The organism is Leucobacter aridicollis (assembly GCF_013409595.1).
GTDB lineage: Bacteria > Actinomycetota > Actinomycetes > Actinomycetales > Microbacteriaceae > Leucobacter > Leucobacter aridicollis.
Map to the genome: position 1 here is coordinate 3,498,249 of NZ_JACCBD010000001.1, position 15,498 is coordinate 3,513,746.

Below are 15,498 nucleotides of genomic sequence, written 5' to 3' on the forward strand. Positions count from 1 at the left end.
AAGCGGCGCGGGTGTTGCGAGAGCGTTGAGAGATTTCGATATGCTCACGAAACATCGGGGCGGCGGGAGCCGCCGCCCCGATCCTGATCCGGGTGGCCCTAAGCCTCCCAGCGCCGCAGGAGCGCGGCGAGCGCCTGTCCGCCGCCGATGCACATCGAGACGACGGCGTGGTCGAGGGCGTTGCGCCGCAGATTCATTGCCGCGCGGAGGGTGAGGATCGCGCCAGTGGCACCCACCGGGTGACCGAGTGCGATCGCGCCGCCGAACGGGTTGGTGCGTTCAGGATCGAGCCCGGCGTCACGAATCACGGCGAGCGCCTGCGACGCGAACGCCTCGTTCATCTCGGTGTGATCGATGTCGCCCGGCGACATGCCGGTCTGCGCGAAGAGCTTTTCGAGCGCCAGGGTCGGCGCGTAGCCCATGATGTCGGGGTCGATGCCGGCAGCGGTGACGGCCTCGATCGTCGCGAGGGGCGTGAGGCCACGATCCCGCGCATCGGACTCACGCATGAGCACGACCGCCGCAGCGCCATCGTTGATCCCGGAAGCGTTTCCGGCGGTGACCGAGCCGCCCTCGGCGAACGCGGGCCTGAGACCGGCGAGCACGTCCTGCGTCGTGCCCGGCTTGGGATGCTCGTCAGCCGAGATGGTGACGGGGCGCCTGCCCGAGGTCGTCACCGGAACGATTTCCTCCGCGAACGCGGCCTGCGATTCGGGCAGCGCGGCACGGCGCTGGCTCTCCACCGCGAACGCGTCTTGCTCCTCCCTGGACACGCCGAACCGTTCGGCGACGTTCTCCGCGGTCGTCCCCATGTGCTTGCCCGTGAAGGGATCGCTGAGCATCTGCAGGGTGCCGTCGACGAGCGTCCGGTCGCCGAGCCTATCGTTGAAGCGGGCGTTGTAGTCGTAGAACGGCAGCCTCGTCATATTCTCGTCGCCGCCAGCGACAACGACGTCGACGCCGCCCCACAGCAGTTGCTGTGCGCCCGACCAGATCGCTTGCAGCCCCGAGCCGCAGAGCCGGTTCACCGTGAACGCGGGCACAGCGGTGCCCAAGCCGGCGGCGATCGAGACCCGGCGTGCGTTGTAGGCGTCCGCGCCAATCTGGCCGATGTTCCCCATGATGACCTCGCCGACCTCCGACGGCGACACCCCGGATCGCGCGAGCGCTTCCCGCACGGCGACGGCCCCGAGCTGGTGCGCCTCGGTGTCGCGGAACGCCTTACCGAAGCTGCCAATGGGGGTGCGGGCGCCGGCGAGAATGGCGACTCTCTCGGAAGTATGCATGGTGGTGTGCTCCTCACAGACGTGTGACGGAGCACCGGGTCGACACAGTGCTCCGTTGCGTGATCGATTGTTCCCTAAGCATCGCAGATCGTGGCGCCGGTCGCCGAAGCGTAGCGCTCGCTTGATCGCGCGGTAGTGTGAGGGCGTGAGTAGCGTCGAAGAGCCGAGCACCGAGAACCGGGCGCCGCGGAGCCGGGCCCGCAACGGGGAGTCTCGGGCATCGGTCGTCGCCGCCGCGCTGAAGAGTTTCGCGGCGCGGGGGTACTTCGGCGCGTCGATGCGCGACATCGCCTCCGAAGCGAACATCGGCCTCGCCGGGATCTACCACCACTTCGGCAGCAAGCAAGACCTGCTTCAGGCGGTGATGACCATGACGCTGCAGGACGTGCTCGCGAGCACCCGGGCTCGCGTCGCCGCGGCGCCCGCCGACGACCCCGCCGCGCAGCTCGACGCCCTCGTCCGCGCCTGGGTCGAGTTTCACACCGTGCGTCAGGAGGAGGCTCGCGTCGGCGCCTCCGAAGTTCACTGCCTCGAGGGGGCGGGGCGCGATCGGGTGATCGCCCTGCGGGATGAGCAGGAGACGCTGTTCGTCGACGTCGTCGAACGCGGGGTTCGCCTCGGGGCGTTCACCACACCGTACCCGCGGGAGGCGGCGCGCGCGATGATCAACATGGGGATCGCGGTCGCCACGTGGTACCGGCTCGATGGCGATATCAGCCCGCACGGGCTCGCTGAGCGGTACGCGCGGATGTCGCTCGATATGGTCGGCGCGCTCGCGACGCGGGACTAGCCGCCCCGCAGCCTGCCGCGGCGCTCGGCGCGCGGGCGGGTGCGCCAACCGGGGCCGCGTGCTGTGCGTACGCGCACACCGTAGGCGAATCTCTGCCAGTTGTATTTGAACGATCGTTCGTTTACGCTCGGATCAACCGGGGAGCGATCCACAAGAGCGCCTCCGAGTGTCGAAACACCTGGCCCGAAGGAGCGCCCAATGACCGCTGTCGCACACCCACCTCACCCCGGTGAAGCGCGAGTGCTCACCCACTTCATCAACGGTGAGCACGTCGCCGGAACCTCGGGAAGGTTCAGTGACGTGTACGACCCGAGCGTTGGGCATGTGCAGGCGCAGGTTCCGCTCGCGAGCACAGCGGAAGTCACTGCCGCGATCGATAACGCGGCCGAGGCGCAGCTCGAGTGGGCCGCGCTCAACCCGCAGCGTCGAGCACGTGTGTTGCTCCGCTTCCTCGATCTCATCGCGCGCGACACCCCTGAACTCGCGAAGCTGCTCTCGCGCGAGCACGGAAAGACAGTGCCAGACGCGATCGGTGATATCCAGCGCGGTGTCGAGGTGATCGAGTTCGCCGTCGGCGGGCCGCATCTGTTGAAGGGCGACTATTCGACCGGCGTCGGCACCGGCGTCGATGTGTACTCGATGCGTCAGCCGCTCGGCGTCGTCGCGGGCATTACCCCGTTCAACTTCCCGGCGATGATTCCGCTGTGGAAGGCTGGCCCGGCGCTCGCGGCGGGCAACTCGTTCATCTTGAAGCCGTCCGAGCGCGACCCTTCCGTGCCGTTGCGGATCGCTGAACTGCTCCTCGAAGCTGGGCTGCCGCCCGGAGTGTTCAACGTCGTCAACGGCGACAAGGAGGCAGTCGACGCGCTGCTGCACGACGACCGGGTCCGGGCGATCGGTTTCGTCGGATCAACGCCCATCGCGCAGTACATCTACGAGACCGCAGCCGCGCAGGGCAAGCGTGCGCAGTGCTTCGGCGGCGCGAAGAACCACATGATCGTCATGCCTGACGCGGATCTCGACCAGGTCGCCGACGCGCTGATCGGCGCGGGGTATGGTTCGGCCGGCGAGCGGTGCATGGCGATCTCGGTCGCGGTGCCAGTCGGCAAGGAGACCGCAGACGCCCTCGCGGCGAAGCTCGTGGAGCGACTCAGCGACCTCCGGATCGGACCGGCACTCGACGAGACCGCTGATTACGGTCCCCTCGTCTCGGCAGAGGCGAAGGCCCGCGTCGAGCACTACATCCAGCTCGGCGTCGACGAGGGCGCCACGCTGCTCGCAGATGGTCGCGGTCACGTTGTCGACGGCTACGAGGGTGGCTACTACCTCGGGCCGACGCTCTTTGACAATGTCACGCCCGAGATGACGATCTATCTTGAGGAGATCTTCGGACCGGTGCTCGTGATGACCCGAGCCGAGACCTACGAGGAAGCGCTTGCGCTCGCGAGCGATCACGAGTACGGCAACGGCGTCGCGATTTTCACCCGCGACGGCGACACCGCTCGCGACTTCACGGCGCGCGTTAACGTCGGGATGGTCGGCGTGAACGTGCCGATCCCCGTGCCGATCGCGTACCACACGTTTGGTGGCTGGAAGCGCTCCGGTTTCGGCGACCTGAACCAGCACGGCCCGGACGCATTCCGGTTCTACACGAAGACAAAGACAGTCACGAGCCGATGGCCATCGGGGGCGAAAGAGGGCGCAAGCTTCGTCATCCCCACGATGCAGTGAGCGCGGTCATGACAGACACCGCGGCAGAGGAACGCGAGGCGCTCGTCGACGCCGTGCGCGATTTCGCGAATGCTCAGCTCGCGCCGTTCGCTGCTGAGCGCGACGCGCAGAAGATCTTTCCGATCGACGCCCTCGAGGCCGCGGGAGAGCTCGGGCTCGGCGGCATCTATGTGCGCGAGGAGTATGGATCGGGCCTATCGCGGCTCGACGCTGTCGCGATCTTTGAGGAGCTCGCGAAGGGCGACGTCACCGTCGCCGCGTACATCTCGATCCACAACATGGCGGCCTGGATGATCGACACGTTCGGCTCGGACGACCAGCGCGAGCGCTGGCTGCCCGGCATGGTGTCGATGCGTCAGCTGGGCGCATACTGTCTCACAGAACCCGGCGCCGGCTCAGATGCGGCCGCCATCACAACGAGCGCACGGCGCGAGGGCGATGAGTACGTTCTGAACGGGACGAAGCAGTTCATCTCCGGGGCGGGCGCCGCGTCGGTGTATGTCGTCATGGCACGGACGGGTGGGCCGGGACCGGCGGGTATCAGCACGATCGTCGTCGAGAAAGACACTCCGGGCCTGAGTTTCGGACCGAACGAGCACAAGATGGGGTGGAACGCCCAGCCCACGCGCCAGGTCATCTTCGATAACGTCAGGGTGCCTGTCGCTAACCGGTTGAGCGAGGAGGGCGACGGATTTCATATCGCGATGCGCGGGCTCAATGGTGGTCGGGTGAACATCGGGGCGTGCTCGATCGGCGGCGCGCAGTGGGCGCTCGACCGCGCCGTTGCCTACGTGCAGGAGCGCCACGCGTTTGGCGCGCCGCTTGCGGCGAACCAGTCGATCGTGTTCACCCTCGCCGATATTGAGACCGACATCCAGGCCGCGAGGGCGCTGCTCGAGCGCGCCGCGGCGAAGATGGACAGCGGGGCGAGCGACACGGCCGTTGCGTGCGCACTCGCCAAGCGGTTCGCGACCGATGCCGCCTTCGACGCGGCGAACAAGGCACTGCAGCTGCATGGCGGCTACGGCTACCTGCAGGAGTACGGGATTGAACGTGTCGTCCGCGACTTGCGCGTACACCAGATCCTTGAGGGAACCAACGAGATTATGCGCACCATCATCGGGCGCGGCCTGCTCCGGGGCGGTAAGCGCTAGCGCGTGACAGGAGCGGGGAGACGTTCAAAAGGAGAGAACATGACAACGATTGCGTTTATTGGACTCGGTCACATGGGGCGGCCAATGGCGGCGAACCTCGTCCGGTCGGGGTTCACGGTGCGCGGCTTCGACCTGGTGCCTGAGCTGTGCGAGGAGGCCCGGGCAGCTGGCGTCGACATTGCCGGGTCGGCAGGCGACGCCGCGCGCGACGCAGACATCGTGCTGACGATGCTCCCAGCGGGCAGGCACGTGCTTGCGGCGTACACTGGTGGCGACGAGCCAGGTCTGCTGAGCTCGGCGCGCCCCGGCACGCTCTTCCTCGACTGCTCAACCATTGCGGTCGACGAGGCCCGCAGTGCAGCGGAACTCGCGGTCGCCGCCGGACATCGGCCACTCGATGCTCCCGTGTCGGGAGGCGTCGTCGGCGCCGAGAAGGGCACCCTGGCGTTCATGGTGGGCGGCGAAGCAGCGGATTTCGACGCCGCGCTGCCTGCGCTCGAGGCGATGGGCGGCAGAATCGTCCACTGCGGCGGCTCCGGGCTCGGCCAGGCGGCGAAAGTCTGTAACAACATGATTCTCGGCATCTCGCAGATCGCGGTGGCCGAGGCGTTCGTGCTCGGCGAGCGTCTCGGGCTCTCGCACCAGGCGCTCTTCGACGTCGCGAGCAACGCCTCTGGCCAGTGCTGGGCGCTGACCACGAACTGTCCCGTGCCGGGACCCGTGCCGACGAGCCCCGCGAACAACGACTACAAGCCGGGGTTCGCTGGCGCGCTGATGGCGAAGGATCTGGGGCTTGCGGAGCAGATGATCTCGCTCACGGGGGTCGACGCTCAGCTCGGGCTGCTCGCGCAGCAGCGGTACGCCGATTTCGCGGCCGGCGCTGGCGCGCACCAGGACTTCTCGGGGATCATCAACACGATCCGCGCGGAGAGCGCGGAGGCGTAGCGTCAGCCGCGAGCGTACAGCCGCGTGGTGTGCTCGACGAGTGCCTCGATCCCGCTCGGGGACTCGTCGCGCCACCACACCAGCCGCACGGCGATGCGCGGTGCGTCGGTGATCGGAATGAAGCGCACCCCTGCGCGGGCGTGATGCACCGCGGTCGCCTCGGCCGATACCCCGACGGCTTCGCCGGCCGAGAGCGTGTTGAGCCAGTCCTCGGTGTCGGCGACGGTGATGAACGAGGCCGGGGCCGGACCGCCATCCCACAGCTCACGTTTCGTCGTTCCCGAGCGCGGTTCGGCCGCGACGGTGCGCCCCGCGAACTCCCGCATCCGAAGCGACCGCCGCTTCGCCCACAGCGGATCGTCGGCAGAGAAGACAGCGTGCCGGCGCTCGAGCCCGATCACCGCGCTCGAGAACTTCGCGGGATCCGGCGGGCTTCGCATGATGGCGACGTCGCAGCGACCCTCGGCGAGCCCAGAGGTTGGCGTGAAGTGCTGCTCGAAGTGCAGCTCGACCGTCGGTTGCTCCGCGCGCCACTCGCGCAGCAGCGTCGTCGTGTGCTTGCCGAGTGCCGACCAGGCATAGCCGAGGCGTAGCCGATCCTGCTCGCGGGCGGCGAGCGTGTTCACCGCATCAACCTGGGCGAGCAGTCGTCGCGCCTGGGGGAGGAGCGCCTCGCCAAACGCGGTCGGCTCGCAGCCATGCCGCCCGCGCCGCAGGACACGCTGACCGAGGGCCCGTTCGAGCCCCGCGATCGCCCGGGATGCCGAGGCCTGGGAGATGTGCAGCTCGATGGCGGCGTCGGTAATCGTGCCGAACGACGCGGCGGCAACGAAGCACCGCAGTTCGCGCAGCGACCATTCCATACGGATATCGTATGCAACGGCCGAAACTTGCACAATGTGAATTGAAGGAACGGCTCTATGGTTGATCCGTGACGACCCAGCGCATACATCTTCAGGCCGGCTCGCCGGAGCCAGCCGGCCGGTCTGCGCTCGGCCGCGGGGTCGGACTGACTCAGATCGCCTCACTGGGCAATCAGCTCGGCGCGGCAACCGGCGCTCTCGCGTTTCCCGCCATCGGACCGGTTGGCGTCGTCGCCGTGCGCCAGCTCGTGGCGGCCGCCGTGCTGATGCCCGTCGGGCGCCCGAACTTTCGCGCGCTGAAGCGGGCGGACTGGCTCGCGGTGACGGCGCTCGCCCTCGTGTTCAGCATCATGAACACCTCGGTGTACCTCACCATCGAGCGCCTCGGGCTCGGCTTGGCCATCACGCTCGAGTTTCTCGGGCCGCTCGCGCTCGTGATCCTGAGCGCGCGCCGCGTCATTGACCTCGTTGGCGGGCTCGTCGCCGTTATGGGTGTGGTCGTGCTCGTGAACCCCGGCACCACCTCGGACATTTTGGGTGTCGCCATCGGTCTCGTCTCGGCGGCGGCGTGGGCCGCCTACATCCTGCTCAACCGGCGCCTCGGACGCACGCTTCCCGGCATGCAAGGAACCGCGACAGCGAGCCTCATCTCGGGAATCATCTGGATTCCGATCGCGATCACCTGGTTCACCGCACACCCGCCCCCGCTCTGGGCGCTCGGCTTTGCCGTGATCTGCGCGCTCGCCTCGTCGGTGTTGCCGTTCTCGATCGACGTCGTCGCGCTCAGGCTCCTACCGGCGAGCCTCTTCAGCACGCTGCAGAGCATGCATCCGGTCTGGGCTGCGCTCGTCGGGTTCATGATGCTCGGGCAGCGGCTGAGCGCCACCGAGCTCATCGGCATCGGGCTCGTCGTGGCGAGCAACGTGCTCGTGACATCGACCAACGCCGTACGGGCGCGCCGCTGAGCCCTGTCCTCCTTGGCGCCCCGCTCCTAGACTGGCAGCATGATTCAATGGCGGCCTGACGTGCTCGGCGATGGCTTTGAGCAGCTCACCTTCGAGCTCGGGCCCGACGACGACCCCGGTCTCGGCGATGGCAAGGGCGCCACCGCTGGCGAGAGCGACGCGCAGCAGCCGCCCGTCCTCGTCGGAACCCTCATCAGGTCGCTTCCCGCGCCGCGGACGCTGTGGCAGCGCGTCACGGGGCAGCGGCGCGATCTCGAGGACGTCGACGTGCTCTACCTGCACGGGTGGTCGGACTACTTCTTTCAGACGGACCTTGCGAGGTTCTGGACCGACCGCGGCGCGAGGTTCTTTGCGGTCGACCTTCGGCGCTACGGCAGGAGCCTCAGGCCGGGGCAGACCGCGGGGTACGTTGACGATCTCGATGACTACGACGCCGAGATCGAGTTCGCCCTCGCCGAGATGCGCGCGTCCAGCCCGCGCAATGCAGGCGACCGCAAGGTGGTGCTGCTCGGGCACTCGACAGGCGGCCTCGTGCTGAGCCTGTGGGCGAGCCGGCATCCCGGCGTTGTTGACGCGCTGATCCTCAACAGTCCCTGGCTCGAACTCCAGCTCTCGACGCGGGGGAGACAGGTCATCGCCCCCATCGTGAACCTCGGGGCGAAGCTCAGCCCGCTCGAGGGAATCCCGCAGCTTGACTACGGCTTCTACTCACGCGCCGTGCGGCAAGTCGGGCCGCAGGACGAGGTCGCGCGAATCAACGCCGAGTGGAAGCCCGATCAGAGCCATCCGGTGCACACGGGGTGGCTGAGAGCGATTCTGGCCGGGCACGACCGGGTGTACCGTGGGCTGAACATCGACGTCCCGGTGTGCGTGTTGCTCTCGACTCGATCGGCGCTTCCCGCCAGGTGGAGCGAGGAACTCACGCGCACGGACACGGTGCTCGACGTCGACGGGATCGCCCGTGCGGCGCTGAAACTGGGGCGGTCAGTGACGATCGAGCGTATCCCGGAGGCCCTGCACGACGTCTTCATGTCTTCCGTCGAGCCCCGATGTGACGCCTTCGACAGGCTGGAACGGTTCGCCAAAGGGTGGCGTCGGGCGATCGGGTGAGCCTCACGGTAGGCTCACTATATGGATCTTCGGGTAGCGGCCTACGCGGTCATTGAGCGCCGCGGCAAGATCCTGCTCACGCACTGGCGGCGGGGACACCTGCACGGGTGGACGCTGCCCGGCGGGGGCATCGACCCTGGCGAGGATCCGAAGGACGCCGTCGTCCGCGAGGTCTTCGAGGAGACCGGCTTGCAGGCGAAGCCCGGGCGGTTGCTCGGCGTCGACTCCCGCGTCATGGTGCGCGAGGAGGTTCCCGAGGGCACTGACCCGGAAATGCACACGATCAGGATCGTGTACCGTGCGACCGTGCAAGATGGCCCACTGCGCAACGAGGTGGACGGCTCCTCCGATGAAGCGCGCTGGGTCGCGCTGAAGGACGTGAACTCGCTGAAGACACTGTCGCTCGTGCAGACCGGGCTCCGCATGGCAGGCCTCAGTCGGCGCGGTTCTGGGCAGGGCCGCGGCGGACAGAACCGTGGCGGAGCCGGGAAATCGGGCGGCGGGAAGTCCGGCTCGGCAAAGCAGGGCGCGCAGAAGCACGCGGGCGCCAAGTCCGGCGCGGCGAAGGCCGCGGGCGCACCGGCGGCCGGAACGACAAAGGCTAGCGCCGCGCGACCAAGCGCCGGGCGCTCCAGGTCGCGCGGACGCTAGCCAGTACGGTAGCTCCGCGAGGGCGGCGTTAGCTTTCGGGGGCGACCCAGAGCTCGTCGTCAGTGCGGAACGCCTGCCAGAGGGCGTAACCGACGCCGACCGCTGCCGCCGCACCGAGCGTGATCGCGATGATGCCTGAGACGTTGCGCTTCTTCTTCACCGGCTCAAGGTAGCCGGTTCGCACGCCAAAGTCGCGGACCTGCGCCGCGGCCTTCGGGTTCTCGATCTCGTCGAGGGTGCGAATCGTCGAAGCGAGCGCGCTTGCGACCGCGGGAGCGGTTGCGCGGCGCACCGAACGCGCCGCGCTGCGTGCGGAGGCAACGCCTCGGTCGACGGCTGGGCGCACGCGCTCGACGGCCTGGTTGACGCGGGGCGCAACGTGCTCATCGCTGAGCAGGCGAGCCTGGTGGCCAGCGTGCTTGACCACTGTCCCGGCGTTGCCGAGAACCTCGAGCTGCTGGTCGAGGAGCAATTGGGCATCAGAGCGCAGTTCGCGGAGCTCGCGACGGCGTTTGCGTGAGAGTTTCATTCCGGATCCTCCTTCAAGTAGCACGGGACGCGTCCACTTGGCTTCCCACGCTACACCGTACACTTGTGACATGACCATTCACACCGCTGTAGCGACTATCCACACCAACCACGGAGACATTGTTATCAACCTTTTTGGTGATCATGCACCGAAGACGGTGAAGAACTTCGTTGACCTTGCAGAGAAGGGGTTCTACGACGGTGTGATCTTCCACCGCATCATCCCGAACTTCATGATTCAGGGCGGCGACCCCACGGGCACCGGCACCGGCGGCCCGGGCTACAACTTCGACGACGAGATCCACCCCGAGCTTGGCTTCACCAAGCCGTACCAGCTCGCGATGGCGAACGCCGGCAAGCGCCCCGACATGACCGGTCGCCTCGCGGGCACCAACGGCTCGCAGTTCTTCATCACGACGATCGCTCCGGACTGGCTCAACGGCAAGCACACGATCTTCGGTGAGGTCGCGGACGACGAGTCGAAGGCAGTTGTCGACACGATCTCTGCTGTGCAGACCGGCGCGGCCGACCGCCCCGTCGAGGACGTCGTGATGACCGGCGTCGACATCGTCGCGGTCTAACACGTTGACCACGAGCGGCCCGAGTTACGGGGAACGTGCAGAGTACGGCGAGTCCGACGTCTGCTACAGGCACCCAGGGCGACAGAGCTTTACCCTGTGCCAGCGTTGCGGACGCACGATCTGCGCCGAGTGCCAGATCGCATCGCCCGTCGGCGTGCTGTGCCGGGACTGCGTAAAGCAGACAAGCGCGGCGCCGAAGGGTGCCGCGCGGGTCCGTCGCTCAGCTCGGGTCGCTGGGCGGCGCGTTGCCGCCCTCGACTATCCCGTGACGACGGCGATCATCGCCCTCAACGTCGTTGTTTTCGCGCTGCAGGTCCTCAGCCACTACTTCGGCAAGGACGGCGTGACGAGCGCGCTCTGGTACGTTCCGACGTACTCGCTCGCAGACGGCACCCATCAGGTGGCGGCGGGCGCGTTGCCGGGGTACCCAGACGGAGCGTACCTGAACGCCGAGTTCCAGCCGTGGCGGATGCTCACCGTGATGTTCACGCACTCGGTTGGGTTCCTCCCGCACATCCTGTTCAACATGCTTGCCCTGTACATGTTCGGCAGGAACCTCGAGCAGCTCATTGGCAAGTGGCGCTTCTTGGTGCTATACCTGTTCGCTGGCATCGGCGGTTCGCTCGGCGTCATGCTCTGGGGCTACGCAGACACGACGGGGCTCTTCACCCCGACGGTGGGCGCATCCGGGGCGATCTTCGGCGTCCTTGCGGCGACGGTCGTCGCGTTCAAGTCAATGAATGCGAACGTCACATCGCTCATCGTGCTGCTCGCGATCAACTTCGGCATCGGATTCATGCCCGGGGCCAATATTTCGTGGCAGGCACACCTCGGTGGAATGGTCGTCGGCGCGCTCACCATGTGGGTCATCGTGCAGACCCGCGGGCCGCGCCTCAAGACACGACAGACCGTCGGCCTGTCGGTCGTCGGCGCGCTGCTGGTCGCACTTTCGTGCGCGTTCCTGGTCGTGTCGCCGCTCTAACCGACAGCCAGGCCCGCCAGGCTGCGCGACGCGCGAAAGCGGCGCGGATGGGAACTCCCATCCGCGCCGCTTTCTCATGTCCGCGGGTCTCGGGGCGGCAGACGCAACGATGCGACGCCGGGCCGGGCCCAGCCGAATTACACAGGCCTGAAACTTGTGAAAAGTTATCCACAGGGTTCTCCCCACCTGGGGAGAATTACACCGGTGTAGTTCAGGAGAACCTGTGGATTACTTCCACCACGGCGTCATGAGGAACCCGATGAGCACGAAGCCGAAGCCGACGAAGATGTTGGCCTGACCGAGCTGCGGAATCGGGAGCTGCAGGTTCGAGCTCGTGATGTAGAACAGGACGATCCAGAGGAGCCCGAGCAGCATGAAGCCGAACATCACGGGCTTGAACCACACGGGGTTCGGTGCGTCCCGCCGTGCGGCTTCCTTTTGCTCGCGACGTGCCGCGACCTCCGCCGCGTTGCGCTTGCTTACTTCTTTACCAGCTGCTGCCATGGTGACAGTCTACCCAGTTCGTGGTGTCTGCCCAGTGTGCTCGGCTTAGAATGGCTACAAATGAACGATGTAACTCCACGCAGAGGCCGCCGCCGTCGCGCACGGCTGAGCCCGCTGACGGTGATCGGCGAGCTGTTGATCGTGACCGGCCTCGCTGTGTTCGGGTACATCGTATGGCAGCCCTGGCACACGGGGCTCGTCGTGACAGGCAAGCAGCTTGATCTCTCCCACGCGATGTCCGCCGAATGGGACAAGGCATCCGCAGAGCGACCGCCCTACGACGGAACGGTCCCCGTGCCAGAGGTCTCCGGCGCCGGCGAGGTCTTCGGCCAGCTCCACGTCCCTGCGTTCGGGACCACGTTCGTGAACAACGTCGCCGAAGGGACTGACCCCTGGGAGACGCTCAACCTCGACGACAAGGGCATCGGGCACTACAACAACAGTGCGCTGCCGGGCGAGGCCGGGAACTTCGCGATCGCCGCGCACCGCTCGGGCGGATACATTACGCCCTTCAAAGAGGTCATGAACCTCCGCGTCGGCGATCCGCTGTTCTTCGAGACGCAGGACGGCTGGTACACCTACCGTTTTCGGTCGCTTGAATACGTTTGGCCGACCGAGGGCGAGGTGTTGAACTCGTTTCCACGCATGGACGTGTTCGAGCCCACCGATCAGATCATGACGTTGACGACGTGCCACCCGAAGAACTGGGGCACCGACGAGCGAGCGATTGCGTACTCAGTGTTCGAGAGCTTCCAGCCGCGCGCCGACGGGCCCCCGGCCGAGCTCATCGAGCTGAATCCCGCGATCGTGGAAGGAAAGGCATAGTGTTCTCACTGCTCTGGCGGTTCTTCCCAGGCCCAGCCTGGTTCCGCGTGATCGTGCTGCTTGGTGCGGCCGTCGCGCTGGTCTGGGCGCTGATCACCTACGTGTATCCATGGGCACTTGAAATGCTCCCCGAACAGGAATCGACGGTTGCAACATGACCCGCGTACTCGTCATCGACAATTACGACAGCTTCGTCTACACGCTGAACGGGTACCTGCAGCAGCTTGGCGCCGAGACCCGTGTGATCCGCAACGACGACGTCACGGTTGGCGAGCTGGAGCAGCTCGTCACTGAGTTCGACGGCGTGCTCATCTCGCCCGGCCCGGGAACGCCGGCGGCGGCTGGCGTCTCGATTCCGATGGTCGGAATCGCCGTGCGCACCGGAATTCCGTTGCTGGGCGTGTGCCTCGGCCACCAGGCGATCGCGGAGGCGCTCGGCGCCACGGTGACCCACGCCGAGGAGCTGATGCACGGCAAGGTCTCACGCGTACGTCACTCGAACGACGAGTTCTTCTCGGGCGTTCCCGGAGAGTTTGACGCGACGAGGTACCACTCGCTCGCGGTCGTGCGCAGCACGGTCCCCGAGAGCCTCACCGTGACGGCTGAGACGGCCGGGGGCGTCGTGATGGCTCTGCGCCACCGAGAGCTACCCATGTTTGGGGTGCAGTACCACCCCGAGTCGGTCCTCACCGAGGGCGGCTACCAGCAGCTGGGCAACTGGCTGCGAGTCGTCGGCCTCGAGAACGCGGCCGAGATCGCGGCGACGCTTTCACCGCTCATCGCGACCGAGTAGGCCCGAACGCGGCCCGACCGGTTCGGCGCCGCACGGCGTGGCGGGTTAGCCCGCGCAGTAGCTCAGCGTGATCTGCGAGCCCTGCGGGCTCGACCCAACGACGGTCTGCCCCGTGATGAGCAGCTGCGGGTTGTAGACGCAGCCCGTCGCAGAGGCCATCTGAGCATCGATCGTCACGTCGAGTCCCAGCCCGCTCAGCGCGTTCTGCGCCGTATCAAGCGCCTGGTTCACGACGTCGGGCACGTCAACCTTGCCCGACGCCACGGTGAGATCGATCGAGGCGCCCGACTCGAGCTTGCTGCCCGCCTCCGGCGAGATGCCGAGCACGCGGCCGTCCGGCGCGACCGGGTCGTCCTTCTTGGTGACCTTGCCGACGACGAGCCCGAGACCCTCGAGCTCCTTCGTGAGCGCCTCCTGCGACTTCCCGGCGAAGTCTGGCACCACGGCCTGCACGGGGCCTGAGGAGATCAGCAGCGTCACCTCGTCGCCGATGTTCACGGTCGTGCCGGCTTCGGGGTCGGAGGAGATCACGTGGTCGTTCGCGACCTTCTCATCGGATTGCTCGATCTGAATGACTTCGAGGTCGAGCTCCGTGAGCTTCTCCACAGCTTCGGAGCGCGTCATCTCGGTGAGGTCCGGGATCTCGCGCACGTTCGACGGGGAGATCTCGTTCGGTACGAGGTTCACGAGCCAGAACACGACGGCGATGACGATCGCCGCGATGGTCAGGATCGCGGCCCAGGTCCACATGACGGGTGGGCGGCTCTGGGTTCGGCTGCCGCCGCCCTCAGCGAGCTGGCGGATCGCGAGGTCGGACTCGGATACCTCCTCGCCCGCGGAAAAGAGCACCGTGTTCTGAGTGTCGTGCCTCGGCAGGTCTGGCATCTTGCCGGTCGACGCAACGGCGAGTGCCTCGCGGAACTCGGCGGCCGTCTGAAAGCGGCGGGCCCGATCCTTGCCGAGGCCGTACAGCACGACGCGATCAAGCTCGGGCGTGACCTCGGGGTTGCGCTCGCTCGGCGGCTGCGGCCGCTCGCTGACGTGCTGGTAGGCGACCGCGACGGCGGTGTCGCCGCGGAACGGGACGTCTCGCGCGAGGAGTTCGTAGAGCAGCACGGCGGTCGAGTAGAGATCGGTGCGTGCGTCGACCGACTCACCCTTCGCCTGCTCCGGGGAGAAATAGGCGGCGGTGCCGAGGATCGCGGTGGTCTGCTGCAGCGTCGAGGAGGTGTCGGAGACGGCGCGCGCGATACCGAAGTCCATGACCTTGACCTGGCCGGCCTTGGTGATCATGATGTTCGCGGGCTTGATATCGCGGTGGACGATGCCGGCGCGGTGGGAGTACTCGAGCGCGGTGAGCACCGACTGGACGATGCGCGATGCCTCGGTCAGGGAGAGCTCGTTCTCCTCGATGAACTGCCTGAGGTTCGTGCCCTCGACATACTCCATCACGATGAAGGGCAGGCGCTTTGCGCCCTCGGCGGTCTGGATCAGGTCGTCGCCGGCGTCGAAGACACGCACGATCGTCGGGTGCGCCATCCGGGAGGCGGACTGGGCCTCCTGCCGAAACCGCGAGCGAAACTGCTCGTCGCCGGAGAGCTCCGACTTCATCACCTTGATGGCCACCTGGCGGCCAAGCTTGATATCGGTGCCCCGGTAGACGGTGGCCATGCCACCCTGGCCGATGAACTCGCCGATCGCGTAGCGCCCCGCAAGAACTCGCGAGTTTTCCCCGCTAGCGGTTTCCGACATGTTCACCTCTTCCGCACTCGTCGACATAACTGAACCAA

At 67.0% G+C, this 15,498-nt stretch carries 17 protein-coding genes; 12 read left to right on the plus strand and 5 right to left on the minus strand.

Features of this window, described 5'->3' with window-relative positions:
• Positions 1–98: 98 nt before the first annotated feature.
• Positions 99–1,286, minus strand: coding sequence for a thiolase family protein (locus tag BJ960_RS16110; protein WP_185988025.1), 1,188 nt, complete (start codon positions 1,284–1,286; stop codon positions 99–101).
• Between the two features lie 145 nt (positions 1,287–1,431).
• On the opposite strand from BJ960_RS16110, the gene BJ960_RS16115 reads away from it, so the two are divergent.
• The 4 genes from BJ960_RS16115 to mmsB all read left to right on the plus strand — a co-directional run bounded on the left by BJ960_RS16115 (position 1,432) and on the right by mmsB (position 5,906).
• A complete protein-coding gene (locus BJ960_RS16115) occupies positions 1,432–2,076 on the plus strand; it encodes a TetR/AcrR family transcriptional regulator (RefSeq protein WP_202229220.1) in 645 nt (214 codons plus the stop codon).
• Positions 2,077–2,274: 198 nt separating this feature from the next.
• Complete coding sequence (locus tag BJ960_RS16120; RefSeq protein ID WP_185988026.1) at positions 2,275–3,807, plus strand: CoA-acylating methylmalonate-semialdehyde dehydrogenase; 1,533 nt, start codon at positions 2,275–2,277, stop codon at positions 3,805–3,807.
• 8 nt (positions 3,808–3,815) lie between these two features.
• Positions 3,816–4,961, plus strand: a complete 1,146-nt coding sequence (locus BJ960_RS16125; RefSeq protein ID WP_185988027.1) for an acyl-CoA dehydrogenase family protein — start codon at positions 3,816–3,818, stop codon at positions 4,959–4,961.
• A 39-nt stretch (positions 4,962–5,000) separates the two neighbouring features.
• On the plus strand, positions 5,001–5,906 hold the full coding sequence (gene mmsB, locus BJ960_RS16130) for a 3-hydroxyisobutyrate dehydrogenase (protein ID WP_121074760.1): 906 nt from the start codon (positions 5,001–5,003) through the stop codon (positions 5,904–5,906).
• Positions 5,907–5,908: 2 nt separating this feature from the next.
• On the opposite strand, the gene BJ960_RS16135 is transcribed toward mmsB, so the two are convergent.
• On the minus strand, positions 5,909–6,769 hold the full coding sequence (locus BJ960_RS16135) for a LysR family transcriptional regulator (protein WP_185988028.1): 861 nt from the start codon (positions 6,767–6,769) through the stop codon (positions 5,909–5,911).
• Positions 6,770–6,837: 68 nt separating this feature from the next.
• Here BJ960_RS16135 and BJ960_RS16140 point away from each other — a divergent pair, with 68 nt between their 5' ends.
• The 3 genes from BJ960_RS16140 to BJ960_RS16150 are packed head-to-tail and all read left to right on the plus strand — an operon-like array spanning position 6,838 to position 9,495.
• Positions 6,838–7,734: an EamA family transporter gene (locus tag BJ960_RS16140; protein ID WP_307814726.1), complete on the plus strand. Its 897-nt coding sequence runs from the start codon at positions 6,838–6,840 to the stop codon at positions 7,732–7,734.
• Between the two features lie 39 nt (positions 7,735–7,773).
• Entirely contained in the window at positions 7,774–8,844 is a 1,071-nt protein-coding gene (locus BJ960_RS16145) for an alpha/beta hydrolase (protein ID WP_185988029.1), read from the plus strand.
• A gap of 21 nt (positions 8,845–8,865) precedes the next feature.
• Positions 8,866–9,495: an NUDIX hydrolase gene (locus BJ960_RS16150; RefSeq protein ID WP_185988030.1), complete on the plus strand. Its 630-nt coding sequence runs from the start codon at positions 8,866–8,868 to the stop codon at positions 9,493–9,495.
• Between the two features lie 28 nt (positions 9,496–9,523).
• Here the strand turns inward: BJ960_RS16150 and BJ960_RS16155 are convergent, their stop codons facing one another.
• Positions 9,524–10,024 (minus strand): DUF5324 family protein, encoded by a 501-nt coding sequence (locus tag BJ960_RS16155; protein ID WP_121074748.1) that lies wholly within the window; start codon positions 10,022–10,024, stop codon positions 9,524–9,526.
• 70 nt (positions 10,025–10,094) lie between these two features.
• Between BJ960_RS16155 and BJ960_RS16160 the strand changes: the two genes are divergently transcribed.
• Positions 10,095–10,604: a peptidylprolyl isomerase gene (locus BJ960_RS16160; protein WP_121074745.1), complete on the plus strand. Its 510-nt coding sequence runs from the start codon at positions 10,095–10,097 to the stop codon at positions 10,602–10,604.
• Between the two features lie 265 nt (positions 10,605–10,869).
• A complete protein-coding gene (locus BJ960_RS16165; protein ID WP_307814725.1) occupies positions 10,870–11,586 on the plus strand; it encodes a rhomboid family intramembrane serine protease in 717 nt (238 codons plus the stop codon).
• A 228-nt stretch (positions 11,587–11,814) separates the two neighbouring features.
• Here BJ960_RS16165 and BJ960_RS16170 read toward each other — a convergent pair whose 3' ends face one another.
• A complete protein-coding gene (locus BJ960_RS16170; protein ID WP_121074739.1) occupies positions 11,815–12,090 on the minus strand; it encodes a cell division protein CrgA in 276 nt (91 codons plus the stop codon).
• 60 nt (positions 12,091–12,150) lie between these two features.
• Here BJ960_RS16170 and BJ960_RS16175 point away from each other — a divergent pair, with 60 nt between their 5' ends.
• From BJ960_RS16175 to BJ960_RS16185, 3 genes are read left to right on the plus strand one after another with little or no spacing between them, the layout of a single operon-like run.
• On the plus strand, positions 12,151–12,915 hold the full coding sequence (locus BJ960_RS16175) for a class E sortase (protein ID WP_121074736.1): 765 nt from the start codon (positions 12,151–12,153) through the stop codon (positions 12,913–12,915).
• Positions 12,915–13,073: a hypothetical protein gene (locus tag BJ960_RS16180; protein ID WP_162921436.1), complete on the plus strand. Its 159-nt coding sequence runs from the start codon at positions 12,915–12,917 to the stop codon at positions 13,071–13,073. The genes BJ960_RS16175 and BJ960_RS16180 overlap by 1 nt, the downstream gene beginning before the upstream one ends.
• Positions 13,070–13,708: an anthranilate synthase component II gene (locus BJ960_RS16185; protein ID WP_121074733.1), complete on the plus strand. Its 639-nt coding sequence runs from the start codon at positions 13,070–13,072 to the stop codon at positions 13,706–13,708. Before BJ960_RS16180 ends, BJ960_RS16185 begins: the two co-directional genes overlap by 4 nt.
• 45 nt (positions 13,709–13,753) lie before the next feature.
• Here BJ960_RS16185 and pknB read toward each other — a convergent pair whose 3' ends face one another.
• Positions 13,754–15,487 (minus strand): Stk1 family PASTA domain-containing Ser/Thr kinase, encoded by a 1,734-nt coding sequence (gene pknB / locus BJ960_RS16190; protein WP_121074729.1) that lies wholly within the window; start codon positions 15,485–15,487, stop codon positions 13,754–13,756.
• Positions 15,488–15,498: the final 11 nt, after the last annotated feature.

Excerpts from the sequence above, each read along its gene's own strand:
- BJ960_RS16110 (WP_185988025.1), bottom strand. The coding sequence starts at position 1,286 with ATGCATACTTCCGAGAGAGTCGCCATTCTCGCCGGCGCCCGCACCCCC.
- BJ960_RS16120 (WP_185988026.1), top strand. The coding sequence starts at position 2,275 with ATGACCGCTGTCGCACACCCACCTCACCCCGGTGAAGCGCGAGTGCTC.
- BJ960_RS16125 (WP_185988027.1), top strand. The coding sequence starts at position 3,816 with ATGACAGACACCGCGGCAGAGGAACGCGAGGCGCTCGTCGACGCCGTG.
- mmsB (WP_121074760.1), top strand. The coding sequence starts at position 5,001 with ATGACAACGATTGCGTTTATTGGACTCGGTCACATGGGGCGGCCAATG.
- BJ960_RS16135 (WP_185988028.1), bottom strand. The coding sequence starts at position 6,769 with ATGGAATGGTCGCTGCGCGAACTGCGGTGCTTCGTTGCCGCCGCGTCG.
- BJ960_RS16145 (WP_185988029.1), top strand. The coding sequence starts at position 7,774 with ATGATTCAATGGCGGCCTGACGTGCTCGGCGATGGCTTTGAGCAGCTC.
- BJ960_RS16150 (WP_185988030.1), top strand. The coding sequence starts at position 8,866 with ATGGATCTTCGGGTAGCGGCCTACGCGGTCATTGAGCGCCGCGGCAAG.
- BJ960_RS16155 (WP_121074748.1), bottom strand. The coding sequence starts at position 10,024 with ATGAAACTCTCACGCAAACGCCGTCGCGAGCTCCGCGAACTGCGCTCT.
- BJ960_RS16160 (WP_121074745.1), top strand. The coding sequence starts at position 10,095 with ATGACCATTCACACCGCTGTAGCGACTATCCACACCAACCACGGAGAC.
- BJ960_RS16170 (WP_121074739.1), bottom strand. The coding sequence starts at position 12,090 with ATGGCAGCAGCTGGTAAAGAAGTAAGCAAGCGCAACGCGGCGGAGGTC.
- BJ960_RS16175 (WP_121074736.1), top strand. The coding sequence starts at position 12,151 with ATGAACGATGTAACTCCACGCAGAGGCCGCCGCCGTCGCGCACGGCTG.
- BJ960_RS16185 (WP_121074733.1), top strand. The coding sequence starts at position 13,070 with ATGACCCGCGTACTCGTCATCGACAATTACGACAGCTTCGTCTACACG.
- pknB (WP_121074729.1), bottom strand. The coding sequence starts at position 15,487 with ATGTCGACGAGTGCGGAAGAGGTGAACATGTCGGAAACCGCTAGCGGG.